Origin of the sequence: Kineococcus radiotolerans SRS30216 = ATCC BAA-149 (assembly GCF_000017305.1) — a bacterium.
GTDB lineage: Bacteria > Actinomycetota > Actinomycetes > Actinomycetales > Kineococcaceae > Kineococcus > Kineococcus radiotolerans.
The window spans coordinates 298,094-311,100 of record NC_009664.2 but is presented as its reverse complement, the minus strand read 5'-3'; the positions used below and the strand labels follow the sequence as shown (position 1 = coordinate 311,100).

Below are 13,007 nucleotides of genomic sequence, written 5' to 3'. Positions count from 1 at the left end.
TCACCCCGTCGGTTCGTCCTGCGGGCCGCCCGGTCCGGCGGCCGCGCGGCGGGCGCCGCGCAGCCAGCGGGAACCCCCGCCCTCCGCCGCCGCCTCGTCGCCGGGGTTGAACAGCCCGCAGCGTTCCAGGGAGAGGCAGCCGCAGCCGATGCAGTCGGTCAGCGCCGTCCGCAGGGCTTCGAGCTCGCGCACCCGGGAGTCGAGCAGCCGCTGCCACCGCTCGCCGACGTGCGCCCAGTCCGAGGCCGAGGGAGCGCGCCCGGAGGGCAACCGCGACAGGGCGTCGGCCACCTCGGCCAGGGACAGGCCGATGCGCTGACCGGCCGCGACCACCGCCAGCCGGCGCAGCACCGAGCGGGGGAACCGGCGCCGACCGCCGGGGTCCCGCACGGAGGCGATGAGGCCGCGCTCCTCGTAGTAGCGCAGGGCGGGTACGGAGAGGCCGGCGCGGGCGGCGACGGCGCCGATGCTGAGCAGGTCGTCCGGCACGGGGGTGAGCATGCCTGCCCGGGGCGCTCGACCTCAAGCGCCCTTGAGACGGTGCGCTCGCGGCGCGCGCACCACCCGCGTCCCGTCGCCCGGCCCGTGACGACCCCGCACACGGCTCGGGGCCGGCCACCTGGTGGTGGCCGGCCCCGAGGGCGAGGTGTCCTACCGCCGCGGCGGCGTTCCGGTGCGGGTGCTCAGGTCACTCCGCCAGCGGCGACGGGCCGAGCTCGGCGAGGAGCTCACCCATCTTCTGGTAGGCCTTGTTGCGGTAGTCGATGAGCGCGGCCAGCTTCTCGGGCTCGAGCTCGAGGAAGCCGGAACCGGTCTTGGTGCCGAACTTGCCGGCCTCGACCAGGGCGGTGAGGTTGGCGGGCGCGGACAGGCGCTCCCCGAAGTGGCCCTCGAGGACCTTGAAGCCCTTGGCGTAGACGTCGAGACCGGCCATGTCGGCGATCGCGAACGGCCCGAAGAAGGGCAGCCGGAAGCCGAAGGTGGTGGAGACAATGGTGTCGACGTCGCTGGGGGTGGCGACACCCTCCTCGACGATCGTCATGGCCTCCTTGAGCAGGACGTACTGGAGGCGGTTGAGGACGAAGCCGGGGACGTCCTGCACCTGGGCGCCGCGACGGCCGGCGCGGACCAGGAGGTCGTCGATGAGCGGCAGCACGGCCGGGTTCGTCGCCACGCCGGTGACCAGCTCGACGCCGGGGATGAAGGGCGCCGGGTTGGAGAAGTGCACGGTGAGGAACAGCGACGCGTCTTCGAAGGCCTCGGCGAGGACCTTCACCGGGATGGTGGAGGTGTTGGTGCCGATGATGGTGCCCGGGGTGACGGCCTTCTCGACGCGGGAGAGGACGTCCTTCTTGACCTGGGGGTCCTCGAAGACGGCTTCCTCGACGAAGTGGACGTCGGCGACGGCCTCCTCGATGGAGTCGGCGGGGTGGAACTTCTCCTTGAGGATCTCGGTGCTGCCGGCGGGGAAGAGGCCCTGCCCCTCGAACAGCTCCGACTCCTTGAGGAGACGCTCGTAGTTGCGCTGGGTGGACTCCTTGTCGGCGTCGGCGAGCCAGACGTCGTTGCCGGCCAGCGCGAGGGACTGGGCGATGCCGCCGCCCATGTAGCCGGTGCCGATCTGGGCGACCCGGGTGATCTTGTCGGTGCGGGGTGCGGTGGGCACGAGAGGCCTCCTGTGGTGGTGGTGTGTGGCTCGTCGGTGAGCGGGAGACCCCCGCGCGTCAGGCGCGGTCGGTCGCGGGCTCGGCGGTGGAGCCGTGGGCGTTGAGCGGGTGGTCCGCGATCTCCTGGATCACGGACCGGAAGTTGGCGACGTCGTGGGCGAAGCGACCCAGGAACAGGCCGTCCACGCCCTCGGCGACGTCGGTGAACATGCCGGGGCCGGCGCTGCCGCCGTAGAGGATGCGGGTGAGGCCGCGACGGTGGGCGAGGGCGTCGCGCAGGCGGGTGGTCACCCCGACGACGTGCTCCGGCGGGGCCGGTTCGGTCTGCCCGATGGCCCAGTTGGGTTCGTAGCCGATGACGACCTCGGCCTCGGAGGGGACGTCCTCCAGCGCGGCCAGCACCTGGCTGATGGTGGTGCGGGCCGCGTCGGCCACGTCGATGCGGACGTTCTCGCCGATGCAGATCAGCGGCACGAGACCGTTGCGGGCGGCGGCCGCCGCCTTGCGGGCGGTGACGATGTCGTCCTCGGCGAACATCCGGCGGCGCTCGGCGTGTCCGATCTCGACGAACCTGGCGCCGGCCTCGCGCAGCGCGGCCGGCGACACCTCGCCCGTCAGCGCCCCGAAGTCCTCCCAGGAGGCGTCCTGGGCGCCGACGGCGATGCCGGTCCCGCGCAGCAGGTCGATCCCGGTGGTGATGTTGAGGAAGTCGGGGATGACGAACGCGTCCACGCCGCTACCCGCGACGTCGGGCCCGAGGGTCGCGACGTCGGCGAGGTAGCTGCGCGTGCGGGCCAGCGAGAAGTACATCTTCAGGCTGACCCCGACGAGCGGGCGGGGACGGGTCGTCATGGCGGGGGTTCTCCAGGTCTCGAAGAGGTCTCAGCAGGACCCGACGGTACCTGCCTCGCCCTCCGGGCCGGTTCAGCAGGAGGAGGCGGCCACGTCGGCGTCGGTGTTGGCCACGGTCTCGTAACCGGTGATGGCCTCGACCTTGGCCGCGGAGGCGGAGGTGGGGTCGAAGACGTAGCCGAGGAACTCCTTGGCCAGGCGACGGGCCAGCTCCTTGCCGATGACCCGCTCGCCCAGGGTCAGGACCTGACCGTCGTTGGAGAGCACCAGGCGCTCCACGGAGAAGGAGTCGTGGGCCACCGAGGCGCGGATGCCGGGGACCTTGTTCGCCGCGATCGCCACGCCCATGCCGGTGCCGCAGACGAGGATGCCGCGGTCGGCCTCACCGGCGGCGATCTTGCGGGCGGCGGCGACGGCCACGTGGGGGTAGGCGGTCTTGTCGTCGTCACCGTTCACACCGACGTCGAGGACCTCCTTCACGCGGGGGTCCTTCAGCAGGTCCGCCTTGATGGCGTCCTTGTAGGAGACACCCGCCTCGTCGGCGGCCAGCACCACGCGCCACTGCAGATCAGTCATGGTCGTTCCTCTTCTCTCAGAGCTTGTCGGCGATGGTGCGGGTGACCAGGGCGAGGGAGACCGCCCCGGCGTCGGGGTGGCCCAGGGAACGCTCCGCCAGCGGGCGGGCGCGCCCGATCTGCGGGCGCAGGTCCTTGGTGGCCTCCGCCGCGGCGGTGGCGGCCTGGGCGGCGGTGGTGAACGCGGTCTTCAGGTCGTCCCCGGCCCCCACGCGCTCGGCGAGGGTCTGGGCGAAGGGGACCTGGGAGTCCAGCATCGTCTTGTTGCCCACCCGCGCCCCGGCCAGGCGCATGACGGCCTCGACGGAGGCGGTGGCGCCCTCGGCGACCTGCTGCGCGCTGGGCTTGCCCTCGTCGCCCAGCTTGTCGGCGAAGGCGTGCAGCAGCACCCCCCAGATGACCCCGGAGGTCCCACCGGCGCGGTCCGCCCAGGCGCCGCCGGCGGCGGAGAGCGTCGCCGCCGCCCCGGCTCCGGCGTCGGCGGCGGTGCGCGCGGCCTGCGCCGCGGCGACGGAGCCGTTGACCATGCCCGTGCCGTGGTCGCCGTCACCGGCGATGGCGTCGATGCGCCCCAGTTCCGCTTCGGCGTCCTTGAGCACGTCGCGCACGGCCTCGATCAGCCCGGCGATCTTCTGCCCGGCCTCCTGCGCCTCGGCGGGGGTGCCGGTGTAGTCGGCGACCTCGTCCTCGGGCACCACGTAGGTCGGGGCGGGGGTGGTCTCGATGGTGGGACCCACCGACAGCGCCGGGCACTGGGCGGGAGCGGTCCAGAGGGTCTCCAGCTCCTCGTCCAGCCACGTCACCGTCAGCGAGCAACCGGCCATGTCCAGGGAGGTGACGAGTTCGCCGACCTGGGGGGCGACGACCTCGTAGCCGGCCTCGCGCAGGCGCTTGGCGATGGGGCCGTAGAGGAGGAACAGCTCCTCGTACTTCGTCGAGCCGAGCCCGTTGACGAGGACGGCGACCTTCCCCCCGTCCGGGGTGCCCTCGGGCTTGCCGCCCAGGACCTTGTCGACGAGCAGGTCCGCGATCTCCTGCGGGGTCCCGATGGGTTCCTCGGAGATGCCCGGCTCGCCGTGGATGCCCAGGCCGATGGCCATGTTGCCGGGGGTGACGGTGAACAGCGGCTCGCTCTCCCCGGGCAGGGTGCAGCCGGCGAAGGCGATGCCCATGGAGCGGGTGACGTCGTTGGCGTGGCGGGCCACGCGCACCACGTCGTCGAAGCCGTAACCGGCCTCGGCGGCCGCACCGGCGATCTTGAACGCCACGACGTCGCCGGCGATCCCGCGCCGCTGGCCGTTGGCGCCCTGGCCCTCGCTGGCGACGTCGTCGGTGACGACGAGCAGCTCGGCGGGGATGCCCTCGGCGCGCAGGCGCTCGGCGGCCAGGCCGAAGTTCAGGATGTCCCCGGCGTAGTTGCCAAAGCCCAGGACGACCCCGCCGCCGCGGTTGGCGGCCTTGGCGACGTCGTAGACCCAGCGGGTGGAGGGGGAGGCGAAGACGTTGCCGCACACCGCGGCGTCGGCCAGGCCCGGCCCGACGTAGCCGGCGAAGGCGGGGTAGTGCCCCGAGCCGCCGCCGGCGATGACGGCCACCTTGCCCTCGGGGGTGGCGGTGGAGCGGATCACCCCGTGCGGGACGGGCTGCACGAAGCGGGAGTACAGGTCCACGAACCCGGCGACGGAATCGTCGACGAACTCGGAGGGGTCACCGAAGATCTTGGTCATCTGGACGGTCTCCTTCGATCGCTCAGTTGGTCCCGGCGCCGCTGCTGAACGGCCGGTGGGTCGTGGCCCTGGGCAGGACGCGACGGATGTACTCGCGGTTGGTGGCGCCGACGCTGATGCTGTCGCCGCCGTAGTGCTCCACGCAGAAGGCGCCGCGGAAGCCGGCCTCGATGGCCATCGAGATGGCCTTGCGGTAGTTGATGGTGCCGAACTCCAGGGGAGCCGGGTGGGTGCGGATGGAACCGGTGGAGGGTTCCTCGTCGCGGTAGTAGTTCTTGAGGTGCCAGTAGTTCGTGTAGGGGAACGTCTTGGCGGCGATCTCCTCCCACGGCTCGACCTCGCGGTGCAGGCGCAGGATGTTGCCGAAGTCGGGGTTGAGGCCCACGTTGTCGTAGCCCACGTCCTGGACGAACTGCACCATGCCGTCGGCGGTGCCGAGGTAGGTGTCCTCGTACATCTCCAGGGCGATCTGGACGCCCACGCTCTGCGCGTGCGCGGCGAGCTCCTGGATCTTCCCGACGGCGACCTGGCGGACGTCGGCGCTGAAGTCGTCGGAGTAGCCCGGCTCCAGCCAGAACCACAGGGCCTTGGCCTGGGCGGGGGTGAAGCCGCGCATGAAGCCGAAGTTGACGACGGGGATGCCGATGGCGGCGCAGGCGTCGATGGCGCGGTGGGAGTAGGCGAGGTTCTCCTCGGCCTTCTCGTGGTCCATCACCGAGCGGCGCGAGGTGGAGAACGCCGGGATCTGCAGTCCGGCCTGGCGCACCGTGGCGGAGAACTCGTCGAGGCGCTCGGGGGAGAGGTCCGCGATCCGGATCCAGGTGTCGGTCGGGTCGATGCAGGTGTAGCCCGCGTCGGTCATGACCTCCAGCGTCTGCGCCCACCCCTCGGCGGACTGCTCCTGCACGGTCGTGCCGTCCTTCAGCACGTGCGGGTGCGGCATCATCGGGACGGTGATCGGCCAGTTCTGCCGGGTCAGCACGTCGGGGAAGCCGTCGAACACGCGGGTGCTCGTCGGGGTGTGCGCGTCGTCGCTCACGGTGTCACTCCAAAGGTCGTCCGTCGGATCGGATTCTATAGAAAATCACGTCCGTTGGCGAGTGCCGCCCCGAGTCTTCACCCGACCGCCCGGTCCAGGACACCCCTCAGGTGCGCGCGCATGGCCGTCGCGGCCGCGGCGGGGTCGCGCTGCTCGAAGGCGCGCACGATCGCCTCGTGCTCGGAGACGCTCTCGTCGGCGTCGCTGACGCGCTCCTCGACCTGGTGCAGGCGCTGCACGAAGCCGCGGAAGGAGTCCAGGGTGCGGACGATGAAGGGGTTGCCCGTCCCCTGGGCGACGAGCTCGTGGAAGGACCAGTCCGCCTCGAGGTAGTGCTTGAAGCCGGCGTAGCCCGGTCCGGTGGGGGCGGTGCGCTGGTCCTCGACCGCGCTCCACAGCCGGGCCACGAAGGCGTCGTCGCTGCGGGCGCAGGCCCGTTCCGCGTTGCCCGGCTCCACCAGCAGCCGCACGTCGACGAGCTGGGCCAGCTCCTCGGGGGAGAGCAGCGGAGCGGCGCGGTACCCCCGCCGGGCGCTGCGCACGACCAGGCCGGAGCCCTCCAGGCGGGCCAGGGCCTCCCGCACCGGGGTGGCGCTGACGCCGAGGCGCACGGCGAGGGTCTGGGTGCGCAGGGCCGAGCCCGGTTCCAGGCCGCGGTTCATGAGCAGTTCGAGGATGGCGTCGTGCACGGTGTCGCTCAGCCCGCGCGGCGCGCTCACCGACCAGTCGCCCTCGCCCGCGCGAGTGGTGGTGGTGGCCGGGGAGCTGTCCATGGCACCGGGACGCTACCCGAGACGCGCCGCGGCGCCGGGCACGCTCTACGGTGGCGCAGGTGAGCGCGGACACCACGGGCGGGACGAACGGGACGGGCGCGGCCGAGGCGGAGGTCGTGGACCTCTGCCGCGACCTGCTGAGGATCGACACCTCCAACTACGGCGACGGGTCCGGTCCCGGGGAGCGGGTCGCGGCCGAGCACGTCATGGAGCTGCTGCACGAGGTGGGGCTGCAGCCGGAGTACGTGGAGGGCTTCCCCAAGCGCGGCAACGTCGTCGTGCGGGTCCCCGGTGACGAGCGCGGCACGGCCGAGCGCGGGGCGCTGCTGCTGCACGGGCACCTGGACGTGGTCCCGGCGCAGGCCGCGGACTGGAAGGTCGACCCGTTCTCCGGCGAGATCGCCGACGGGTGCCTGTGGGGCCGCGGCGCGGTGGACATGAAGGACATGGACGCGATGCTGCTCGCGGTGCTGCGCGACATGGCGCGCACGGGCGCGCGCCCCCCGCGCGACCTGGTCTTCGCCTTCCTGGCCGACGAGGAGGCCGCCGGCGTCCAGGGCGCGGAGTGGCTGGTCAACCACCGCCCGGAGCTGTTCGAGGGCGTCACCGAGGCCGTCAGCGAGGTCGGGGGCTTCTCCGTCGACCTCGACGGGCAGCGGACCTACCTGCTGCAGACCGCCGAGAAGGGCCTGGCGTGGTTGCGCCTGGTCGCCCACGGGCGGGCCGGGCACGGTTCGCAGGTGGGGACGGACAACGCGGTGACGCGGTTGTGCGCGGCGGTCACGCGGATCGGGGAGTACACCTGGCCGCTGGAGTACACCGCGACGGTGCGGCAGTTCCTGGAGGGGGTCTCGGAGATCACCGGGGTCCCGTTCACCGAGACCGACCCCTCGGCGCTGCTCGCGAAGCTGGGGACGACGGCCCGCTGGGTGGGGGCGACGCTGCAGAACACCTCCAACCCCACCGCGCTGGACGCGGGGTACAAGCACAACGTGATCCCGGGCTCGGCGAGCGCCCTGATCGACACCCGGTTCCTGCCCGGCCGCCAGGAGCAGCTCATGTCCACGATCCGGGAACTGGCCGGGGAGCGGGTGGACGTCGAGGTCGTCAACCAGAGCGTGGCCCTGGAGACGGAGTTCGCCGCGCCCCTGGTGGACCGGATGCAGGCGGCGCTGCTGGCGGAGGACCCGGGCGCGAAGGTGCTGCCGTACTGCCTGTCGGGCGGCACGGACAACAAGTCGTTCTCGCACCTGGGGATCCGCGGCTACGGCTTCGCGCCGCTGCGCCTGCCCGCCGGCATGGACTTCGCGGGGATGTTCCACGGGATCGACGAGCGGGTCCCGGTGGACGCGCTGAAGTTCGGGGTGCGGGTCCTGCAGCGCTTCGTCGCCACCTGCTGAGGCCGCGGGGCGCGCGCGGCCCGCGGGAGGGTCACCCGTCTCGGCCGGCACCCCCGGCGGACCGCGCGGGCCGCGGCGGGGCGGTGCGCCCGGCCACGAACAGCCGCGAGGGGCCGTCGTGCCACAGCCCCTCGACGTCACCGAGGTCGACCATGCCGGCGCGGACGGCGGTGGCCCGGCTGCGGTGGTTGTCGGGGTGGGTGAGGGCCCACACCTCGTCGTGGCCGGCGGCGAGGGCGTCGGCGATGGCCCAGCGGGTGGCCGCGGCGGCGTAGCCGTGGCCGACGGCGTCGGGGTGCAGGTACCAGCCGACCTCGATCTCCCCGTGCAGGGCGTGGGGGGCGGGGAACAGGAGCACGGTGCCGACGGGCTCGGCCCGGTCGGGGGTGACGACGGCGCGGGCGCCCAGGGGCGGTTCGCCGCCCAGGGCCCAGTCCTCGATGCGCTGCAGGGCCTGGTCGACCTCGGTGAGGGGGGCGCGGCTGTTCTCCCCGAACCAGCGGGTCACCTCGGGGCGGCTGAGCAGGTCGAACAACCGGGGGGCTTCGCTGGGGCGCCAGAGCCGGAGGGTGACCCGGGGGAGTTCCACGCCCCGACCCTAGGGGTCCCGGCCGGTGGGTGGCGGGGTCCTGCTGAGGGGGTGGGGCGGCGTAGCGTGCCGCCCGTGCCCCGCTACGACCGCGACGAGGTCGCCCGCCGTTCCGGCCACGCCTCGTGGCAGCGGGCGGTGGAGGCCACTGCCCACCTGTCCCAGCAGGAGGCGGGGCGGCTGCTGGGCGTGAGCCACCCCACGATCCGCACCTGGCGGGCCGAGCTGGGGCTGGGGGTGGCGGCGCCGCGGGCCTCGGCGGGGCAGCTGAAGGCGGCCTTCGCGCAGGACCCGGGGGACGACCGGCACGGCTCGGCCAACGGGTACCGCAACCTGGGCTGCCGCTGCGACCGGTGCACGCGGGCGTGGACGGGCTACCAGCGCGCCCGCCGCGAGGCCGACCGGGGCGGCGACGCCGCCGGTGCCTGACATCACGCGACATCACCGGTGTACCCTCGGGGGGTGGCCCAGATGACGCTCCGCCTCTCCGGGGACCACGAGCGCATGCTGGAGGACCTGCGGCGCCGCAACCCCGGGGTCTCGCGGCAGAAGCTCTTCGAGGCGCTGCTGGAGCAGTCCGCCCGCGCGCAGGAGGAGGCGATCGCGACGATCGCCGAGCGCATCGCGGCCAGCAACCCCACCCTGTGGGAAGCGCTGCGCTCCCGGTGATCCCGGAGCACCCCCGTTTCCTGAGCGTCGCGCAGATCAGCGAGCTGGCGGACTGGCTGGCGGAGGGACCCGTCGTGATCCGCGACGTGGGAGCCCTGGCCGCCGCGGCGCTGCGGCCCTCCCTGGACGTCGACGGCGAGCGGATCTACCGCGGGGAGCACGAGCAGGCGGCGGCCCTCATGCACGCCATCGTGACGACGCGACCCTTCGCGGGTGCCCTCAACCCCGGCATCGGGTTGTTCGTGGCCCTGGCCGCGCTGGACCGCAACGGGGTCAGGACGGTGCAGCCGGACGCGGAGTACGGGCAGCGGCTGGTGGGGCTGGTCGAGAACGGCCTCGACGACGTCGACGTCATCGCCCTGCACCTGCGCCAGATCACCCTGGGCGAGCCCTGGCGGGGCCCGCTGCCGCCGACGGGCTGAGCGCGGGGCCCGGCCCGTCGGCGGGGGAGGTGCTACTCCGAGGTGGTGCCGGTGAGCGCGTCCAGGGCGTCGCGGGTGCTGGTGCCCTCGGCCCGCGCGGCCACGGCGGCGTTGATGAAGCCGGCGAGCAGCTCCTCGGCGGGAGTCCCCTCGCCGCTCTCCCAGTGGTCGCCGGTGAGCTCCTGGGTGAACTCGGCGAAGCCCTCGGCGGCGGCGGCGCGGTCGGGGTACTGGTCGCCCACCTCCTGCTGCCACAGCTGCCAGCCCAGGGGGAAGGCCAGGCCCTGCTCGCGGGAGTCCGCGTGGCGCAGGACGGTGCCCACGGTGGCGGCGTCGAGGCCGTGCGGGGGAAGGGCCAGGGTGGTCGCGGCCCCGGGGTGGTTCGCGATCGTGTCGAGGACGCCCGCGCGCTCGGCGTCGTCGAGGAAGCGGTCGAGGCTCCGGTGGTTGCCGGCGGGCCAGGGCATCTTGTTGGCGCACTGGGTGCGCCTCGTGGTGGCCATGCCAGTCCTGTTCGCTCGAGGAGTTCTGGTGACGATCGTCGCACACCGGGTGGGCGCGAGGTGACCACGAGCACGAGGACCACCCGCGGGGACGCCCCGCGGCCGGGCGCTCAGAAGATCGTCGCCTCCACGCCCACGATGTCCAGCTGCTTCGCCCGCAGCTGCGCCTGCACGTAGCTGCGCTCGGCGATCTCCTCGCGCAGCCAGCGCAGCGGGTCGTCGCCCTCACCGCGCGAACGGGCCAGGGCGGCCGACACCGAGTACCCGCCCTTGGACCCGACCTCCACCGACGTCCCGTCGCGCAGGGTGACCCGGAACCGGACGTTCTTGCGGCCGTGGCGCTGACCGCGCGCGGCGCCGCGCAGCACGTCCATGAGGCGCTGGCGGGTCCGCTCGCGCCCCGGCCCCTCCGAACGGGGCCCGGTGACGGTGTGCTGACGGACCCCGCCGGGCAGGTAGGCGGTGCTGTCGCTGAACCGGCTGCGTCCCCCCGCGGAGCGGCCCGCCCCGGGGCTCGCCGCGGGACCGGCCCCGGCGGGGGCGGGCTGCTCGTCGTCGACGTCGGGCACCCGCGTCGGCGCTGCCGCGCCGCGGGGCGCCCGCACGCGGACCGGTTCGCCGTCGCGGCCGCGGCGGCGCGGGGGGCGGCTGCGGGCCTGCCCGGTCTCCACCAGCTCGGTCAGCGTCGGCACGTACAGCCGGCCGCTGCTCTCCCCCCGGACGATCTTGTGCACCATCCGCGGGGAACGCTGCAGCTCGTGGGCGATCTCGGCCACGCTCATGCCGTAGGCGCGCAGCTCGGCGACGAGGTCCGCCGCGCTGCGGGGGGCGGGGGGATCCTCAGGCACGCGCCCGCTCCTGCTCCGGGCCGGCCTGCGGCGCGCCCGCGGCCGCCAGGGCCTCCGCGATCCCCGCGGCCTCCGCCTTCCCCCGCAGCGCGTTGCGCTCGGCGGCGGTGGCGGGCAGCTTCACCGAGCCCAGCCACCCCTGCAGGCGCATCCGCCCCACGGCGCCGTCGTCGCCGCCGCCGTGGGCGGTGGGCAGCGACCACGCGGGCACGGCGGTGGTGTAGATCGCGTCGCCGTTGACGGCCAGCAGCTGCGCGGGGTCCACCTGCAGCGCCCCCACCACCGGGCGCGGCGCCCCCGGGCGGTGGGGGAGGGCCGCGGGGCACTCCAGCACCCGGGCCCGGCCGCGCGCCCACACCTGCGCGGCCAGTTCCGGGCGGTACAGGGCCGCGGCCTGCCCGCCGGGCTGCCGGCTGGGGAGGCGGTACACGAACGCCTCCCCGTGCCGCACCACCGTCGACGCCGCCTCCGGGGGGACCTCGCGCGCCGACCACACCACCCGCGTCGTCTCCCGGCCCCGGGAGGCGAACGCGCCGATGCCCTGGATGAGGATGCCGCGGACCGCGGCCACGGCCGCCGAGCGCACCACCGGGTCCAGCTCGGCGTGGCCGGCCAGGCGCTCGCGGGCCCGCTTGAGGCGGTCCGCCCAGGTGTCCAGCAGTCGGCCCCTGGTGAACCGCAGGCCCTCCAGGACCTGCACGTCCCAGCCGTTGTCGTGGGCGATCTTCGCCTCGACCCCGTCGGCCCACGTCTCCGCGCTCGCGCCGGGCACGTTGGGGTAGTGCCAGCCGGCGTCGACGGTCTCGTGCGCGACGGGCAGGACCCCGACGTGGTCCCACCACTCCGGGACGGTGAAGCGGACCCGGTACCGGGCCCGGGCGTAGGGGTCGGTCTCCAGCAGCTCCTGGCCCTGGGCGGCGGTGAGGCGGGTGACCGGCCCGCTGCCCAGCTCGCGGCACAGCGAGGCGTACATGAACCGCCCGTCGACGTAGGCGAACCCCCCGCGGGGGGTCGCCCCCAGGTCCACCAGCGGCCGGCACGCCCCGCACCCGCAGGCGGCGGGTCCGGTGGTGAGGTGCTCGATGCGGTGCTGCCCCGAGGTGCGGTGCAGCAGTTCGGCGACGTCGTCGGGCAGCGGTTCGGGGTCGAGGGTGCGGGGCAGGGAACGGGCCCACAGTTGCGCGCCGGTCGCGGCGGGGGACTTCAGCAGCTCCATGTCTTCCACCCCCTTGACCGCCTCGGTGGTCGTCACCCACGCCTGCCGGGCCTGGTCGGGGGTGAGGCCCTCGACGGGGAACCACTCCGCGGCGGTGCGGACCTCCAGGTGGCGGCCGGTGACGTCGTGGGTGAAGCGCCCGGTGGGCGGGGAGCCGAGCCAGTGCCCCGGGGAGGTCCACGAGGGGGTCTCGGCGATGAGCCAGTGCGGGCGGCCGGGTTCGGCGGTGGGGAGCTTGCCGGTGAGCATGATGCGCTCGGCGGAGAGGTTGTGGGCGGTGTCCAGCAGGTCCACCAGCGTGGGCCGCTTCCGGCGGCCGGTGAGCCGGGGGGTGACGCGAGCGCCGGAGTCGGTGACGCCCTGACCGGTGGTGGCGTCCAGCCAGACGGTGGGGACGGGGCGGACGGTCCAGGGGGTGGGGCGCATCGTGCGAGCTCCTGGGCTGCGGGGGAGGAGGCCGTGGGGAGGACCGTGCGGGGGCGGGTCAGGGGTGCGCGGCGGTGGCCGGCTCGGCGGGGGGTCCCGGCGGACCGCCGCGACGCCGCGGCGGGGGAGCGACGCGCGCGGCGGTGGGGGCGGTGGCGCTGGAGGACATGCCGGGGATCCCTTCGGAGAGGGGGCCACCGTAGCCGACGGGGTGCCCGCGTCCCGGGCACGTCGCGAGCCTGTCGCGGCGGTGTCGCGGAGGTGCCGCGGGCCCCTCGCCGCGCCGTCGCGGCGGTGGTCC

General features: G+C 74.3%; 15 protein-coding genes. 4 read left to right on the top strand and 11 right to left on the bottom strand.

The annotated features are described in order from the left end of the window. From soxR to KRAD_RS01460, 7 genes are all read right to left on the bottom strand, one after another. The gene (gene soxR / locus KRAD_RS01490; protein ID WP_011981460.1) at nt 1-501 is read right to left on the bottom strand and encodes a redox-sensitive transcriptional activator SoxR; all 501 of its coding nucleotides are present in this window, start codon (nt 499-501) and stop codon (nt 1-3) included. Nucleotides 502-688: 187 nt separating this feature from the next. Further along, nucleotides 689-1,666: a 3-hydroxyacyl-CoA dehydrogenase family protein gene (locus KRAD_RS01485; protein ID WP_011981459.1), complete on the bottom strand. Its 978-nt coding sequence runs from the start codon at nt 1,664-1,666 to the stop codon at nt 689-691. Between the two features lie 58 nt (nt 1,667-1,724). Continuing rightward, entirely contained in the window at nt 1,725-2,519 is a 795-nt protein-coding gene (locus KRAD_RS01480) for a triose-phosphate isomerase family protein (protein WP_011981458.1), read from the bottom strand. 72 nt (nt 2,520-2,591) lie between these two features. Next, on the bottom strand, nt 2,592-3,095 hold the full coding sequence (locus KRAD_RS01475; protein ID WP_011981457.1) for a ribose-5-phosphate isomerase: 504 nt from the start codon (nt 3,093-3,095) through the stop codon (nt 2,592-2,594). Nucleotides 3,096-3,111: 16 nt separating this feature from the next. Beyond that, the gene (locus KRAD_RS01470; protein ID WP_011981456.1) at nt 3,112-4,821 is read right to left on the bottom strand and encodes a dihydroxyacetone kinase family protein; all 1,710 of its coding nucleotides are present in this window, start codon (nt 4,819-4,821) and stop codon (nt 3,112-3,114) included. Between the two features lie 22 nt (nt 4,822-4,843). Continuing rightward, entirely contained in the window at nt 4,844-5,860 is a 1,017-nt protein-coding gene (locus KRAD_RS01465; RefSeq protein WP_011981455.1) for a sugar phosphate isomerase/epimerase family protein, read from the bottom strand. Nucleotides 5,861-5,937: 77 nt separating this feature from the next. Beyond that, on the bottom strand, nt 5,938-6,633 hold the full coding sequence (locus KRAD_RS01460) for a GntR family transcriptional regulator (RefSeq protein WP_049821033.1): 696 nt from the start codon (nt 6,631-6,633) through the stop codon (nt 5,938-5,940). A gap of 59 nt (nt 6,634-6,692) precedes the next feature. Between KRAD_RS01460 and KRAD_RS01455 the strand changes: the two genes are divergently transcribed. Next, nucleotides 6,693-8,033: a M20/M25/M40 family metallo-hydrolase gene (locus KRAD_RS01455; protein WP_011981453.1), complete on the top strand. Its 1,341-nt coding sequence runs from the start codon at nt 6,693-6,695 to the stop codon at nt 8,031-8,033. Nucleotides 8,034-8,064: 31 nt separating this feature from the next. On the opposite strand, the gene KRAD_RS01450 is transcribed toward KRAD_RS01455, so the two are convergent. Then, a complete protein-coding gene (locus KRAD_RS01450) occupies nt 8,065-8,622 on the bottom strand; it encodes a GNAT family N-acetyltransferase (RefSeq protein WP_011981452.1) in 558 nt (185 codons plus the stop codon). 75 nt (nt 8,623-8,697) lie between these two features. Here KRAD_RS01450 and KRAD_RS01445 point away from each other — a divergent pair, with 75 nt between their 5' ends. The 3 genes from KRAD_RS01445 to KRAD_RS23835 all read left to right on the top strand — a co-directional run bounded on the left by KRAD_RS01445 (nt 8,698) and on the right by KRAD_RS23835 (nt 9,713). Next, on the top strand, nt 8,698-9,051 hold the full coding sequence (locus KRAD_RS01445) for a hypothetical protein (protein WP_157873441.1): 354 nt from the start codon (nt 8,698-8,700) through the stop codon (nt 9,049-9,051). A gap of 33 nt (nt 9,052-9,084) precedes the next feature. Then, entirely contained in the window at nt 9,085-9,291 is a 207-nt protein-coding gene (locus KRAD_RS01440; RefSeq protein ID WP_157873439.1) for a hypothetical protein, read from the top strand. Nucleotides 9,292-9,365: 74 nt separating this feature from the next. Further along, the gene (locus KRAD_RS23835; RefSeq protein ID WP_157873437.1) at nt 9,366-9,713 is read left to right on the top strand and encodes a hypothetical protein; all 348 of its coding nucleotides are present in this window, start codon (nt 9,366-9,368) and stop codon (nt 9,711-9,713) included. A gap of 32 nt (nt 9,714-9,745) precedes the next feature. Here KRAD_RS23835 and KRAD_RS01430 read toward each other — a convergent pair whose 3' ends face one another. The 3 genes from KRAD_RS01430 to KRAD_RS01420 all read right to left on the bottom strand — a co-directional run bounded on the left by KRAD_RS01430 (nt 9,746) and on the right by KRAD_RS01420 (nt 12,706). Then, nucleotides 9,746-10,216: a hypothetical protein gene (locus tag KRAD_RS01430; protein ID WP_011981448.1), complete on the bottom strand. Its 471-nt coding sequence runs from the start codon at nt 10,214-10,216 to the stop codon at nt 9,746-9,748. A gap of 110 nt (nt 10,217-10,326) precedes the next feature. Continuing rightward, nucleotides 10,327-11,064, bottom strand: coding sequence for a hypothetical protein (locus tag KRAD_RS01425; RefSeq protein ID WP_011981447.1), 738 nt, complete (start codon nt 11,062-11,064; stop codon nt 10,327-10,329). Next, on the bottom strand, nt 11,057-12,706 hold the full coding sequence (locus tag KRAD_RS01420; protein WP_041291835.1) for a hypothetical protein: 1,650 nt from the start codon (nt 12,704-12,706) through the stop codon (nt 11,057-11,059). Before KRAD_RS01420 ends, KRAD_RS01425 begins: the two co-directional genes overlap by 8 nt. Nucleotides 12,707-13,007 lie beyond the last annotated feature (301 nt).

Excerpts from the sequence above, each read along its gene's own strand:
- soxR (WP_011981460.1), bottom strand. The coding sequence starts at position 501 with ATGCTCACCCCCGTGCCGGACGACCTGCTCAGCATCGGCGCCGTCGCC.
- KRAD_RS01480 (WP_011981458.1), bottom strand. The coding sequence starts at position 2,519 with ATGACGACCCGTCCCCGCCCGCTCGTCGGGGTCAGCCTGAAGATGTAC.
- KRAD_RS01420 (WP_041291835.1), bottom strand. The coding sequence starts at position 12,706 with ATGCGCCCCACCCCCTGGACCGTCCGCCCCGTCCCCACCGTCTGGCTG.
- KRAD_RS01430 (WP_011981448.1), bottom strand. The coding sequence starts at position 10,216 with ATGGCCACCACGAGGCGCACCCAGTGCGCCAACAAGATGCCCTGGCCC.
- KRAD_RS01470 (WP_011981456.1), bottom strand. The coding sequence starts at position 4,821 with ATGACCAAGATCTTCGGTGACCCCTCCGAGTTCGTCGACGATTCCGTC.
- KRAD_RS01460 (WP_049821033.1), bottom strand. The coding sequence starts at position 6,633 with ATGGACAGCTCCCCGGCCACCACCACCACTCGCGCGGGCGAGGGCGAC.
- KRAD_RS01475 (WP_011981457.1), bottom strand. The coding sequence starts at position 3,095 with ATGACTGATCTGCAGTGGCGCGTGGTGCTGGCCGCCGACGAGGCGGGT.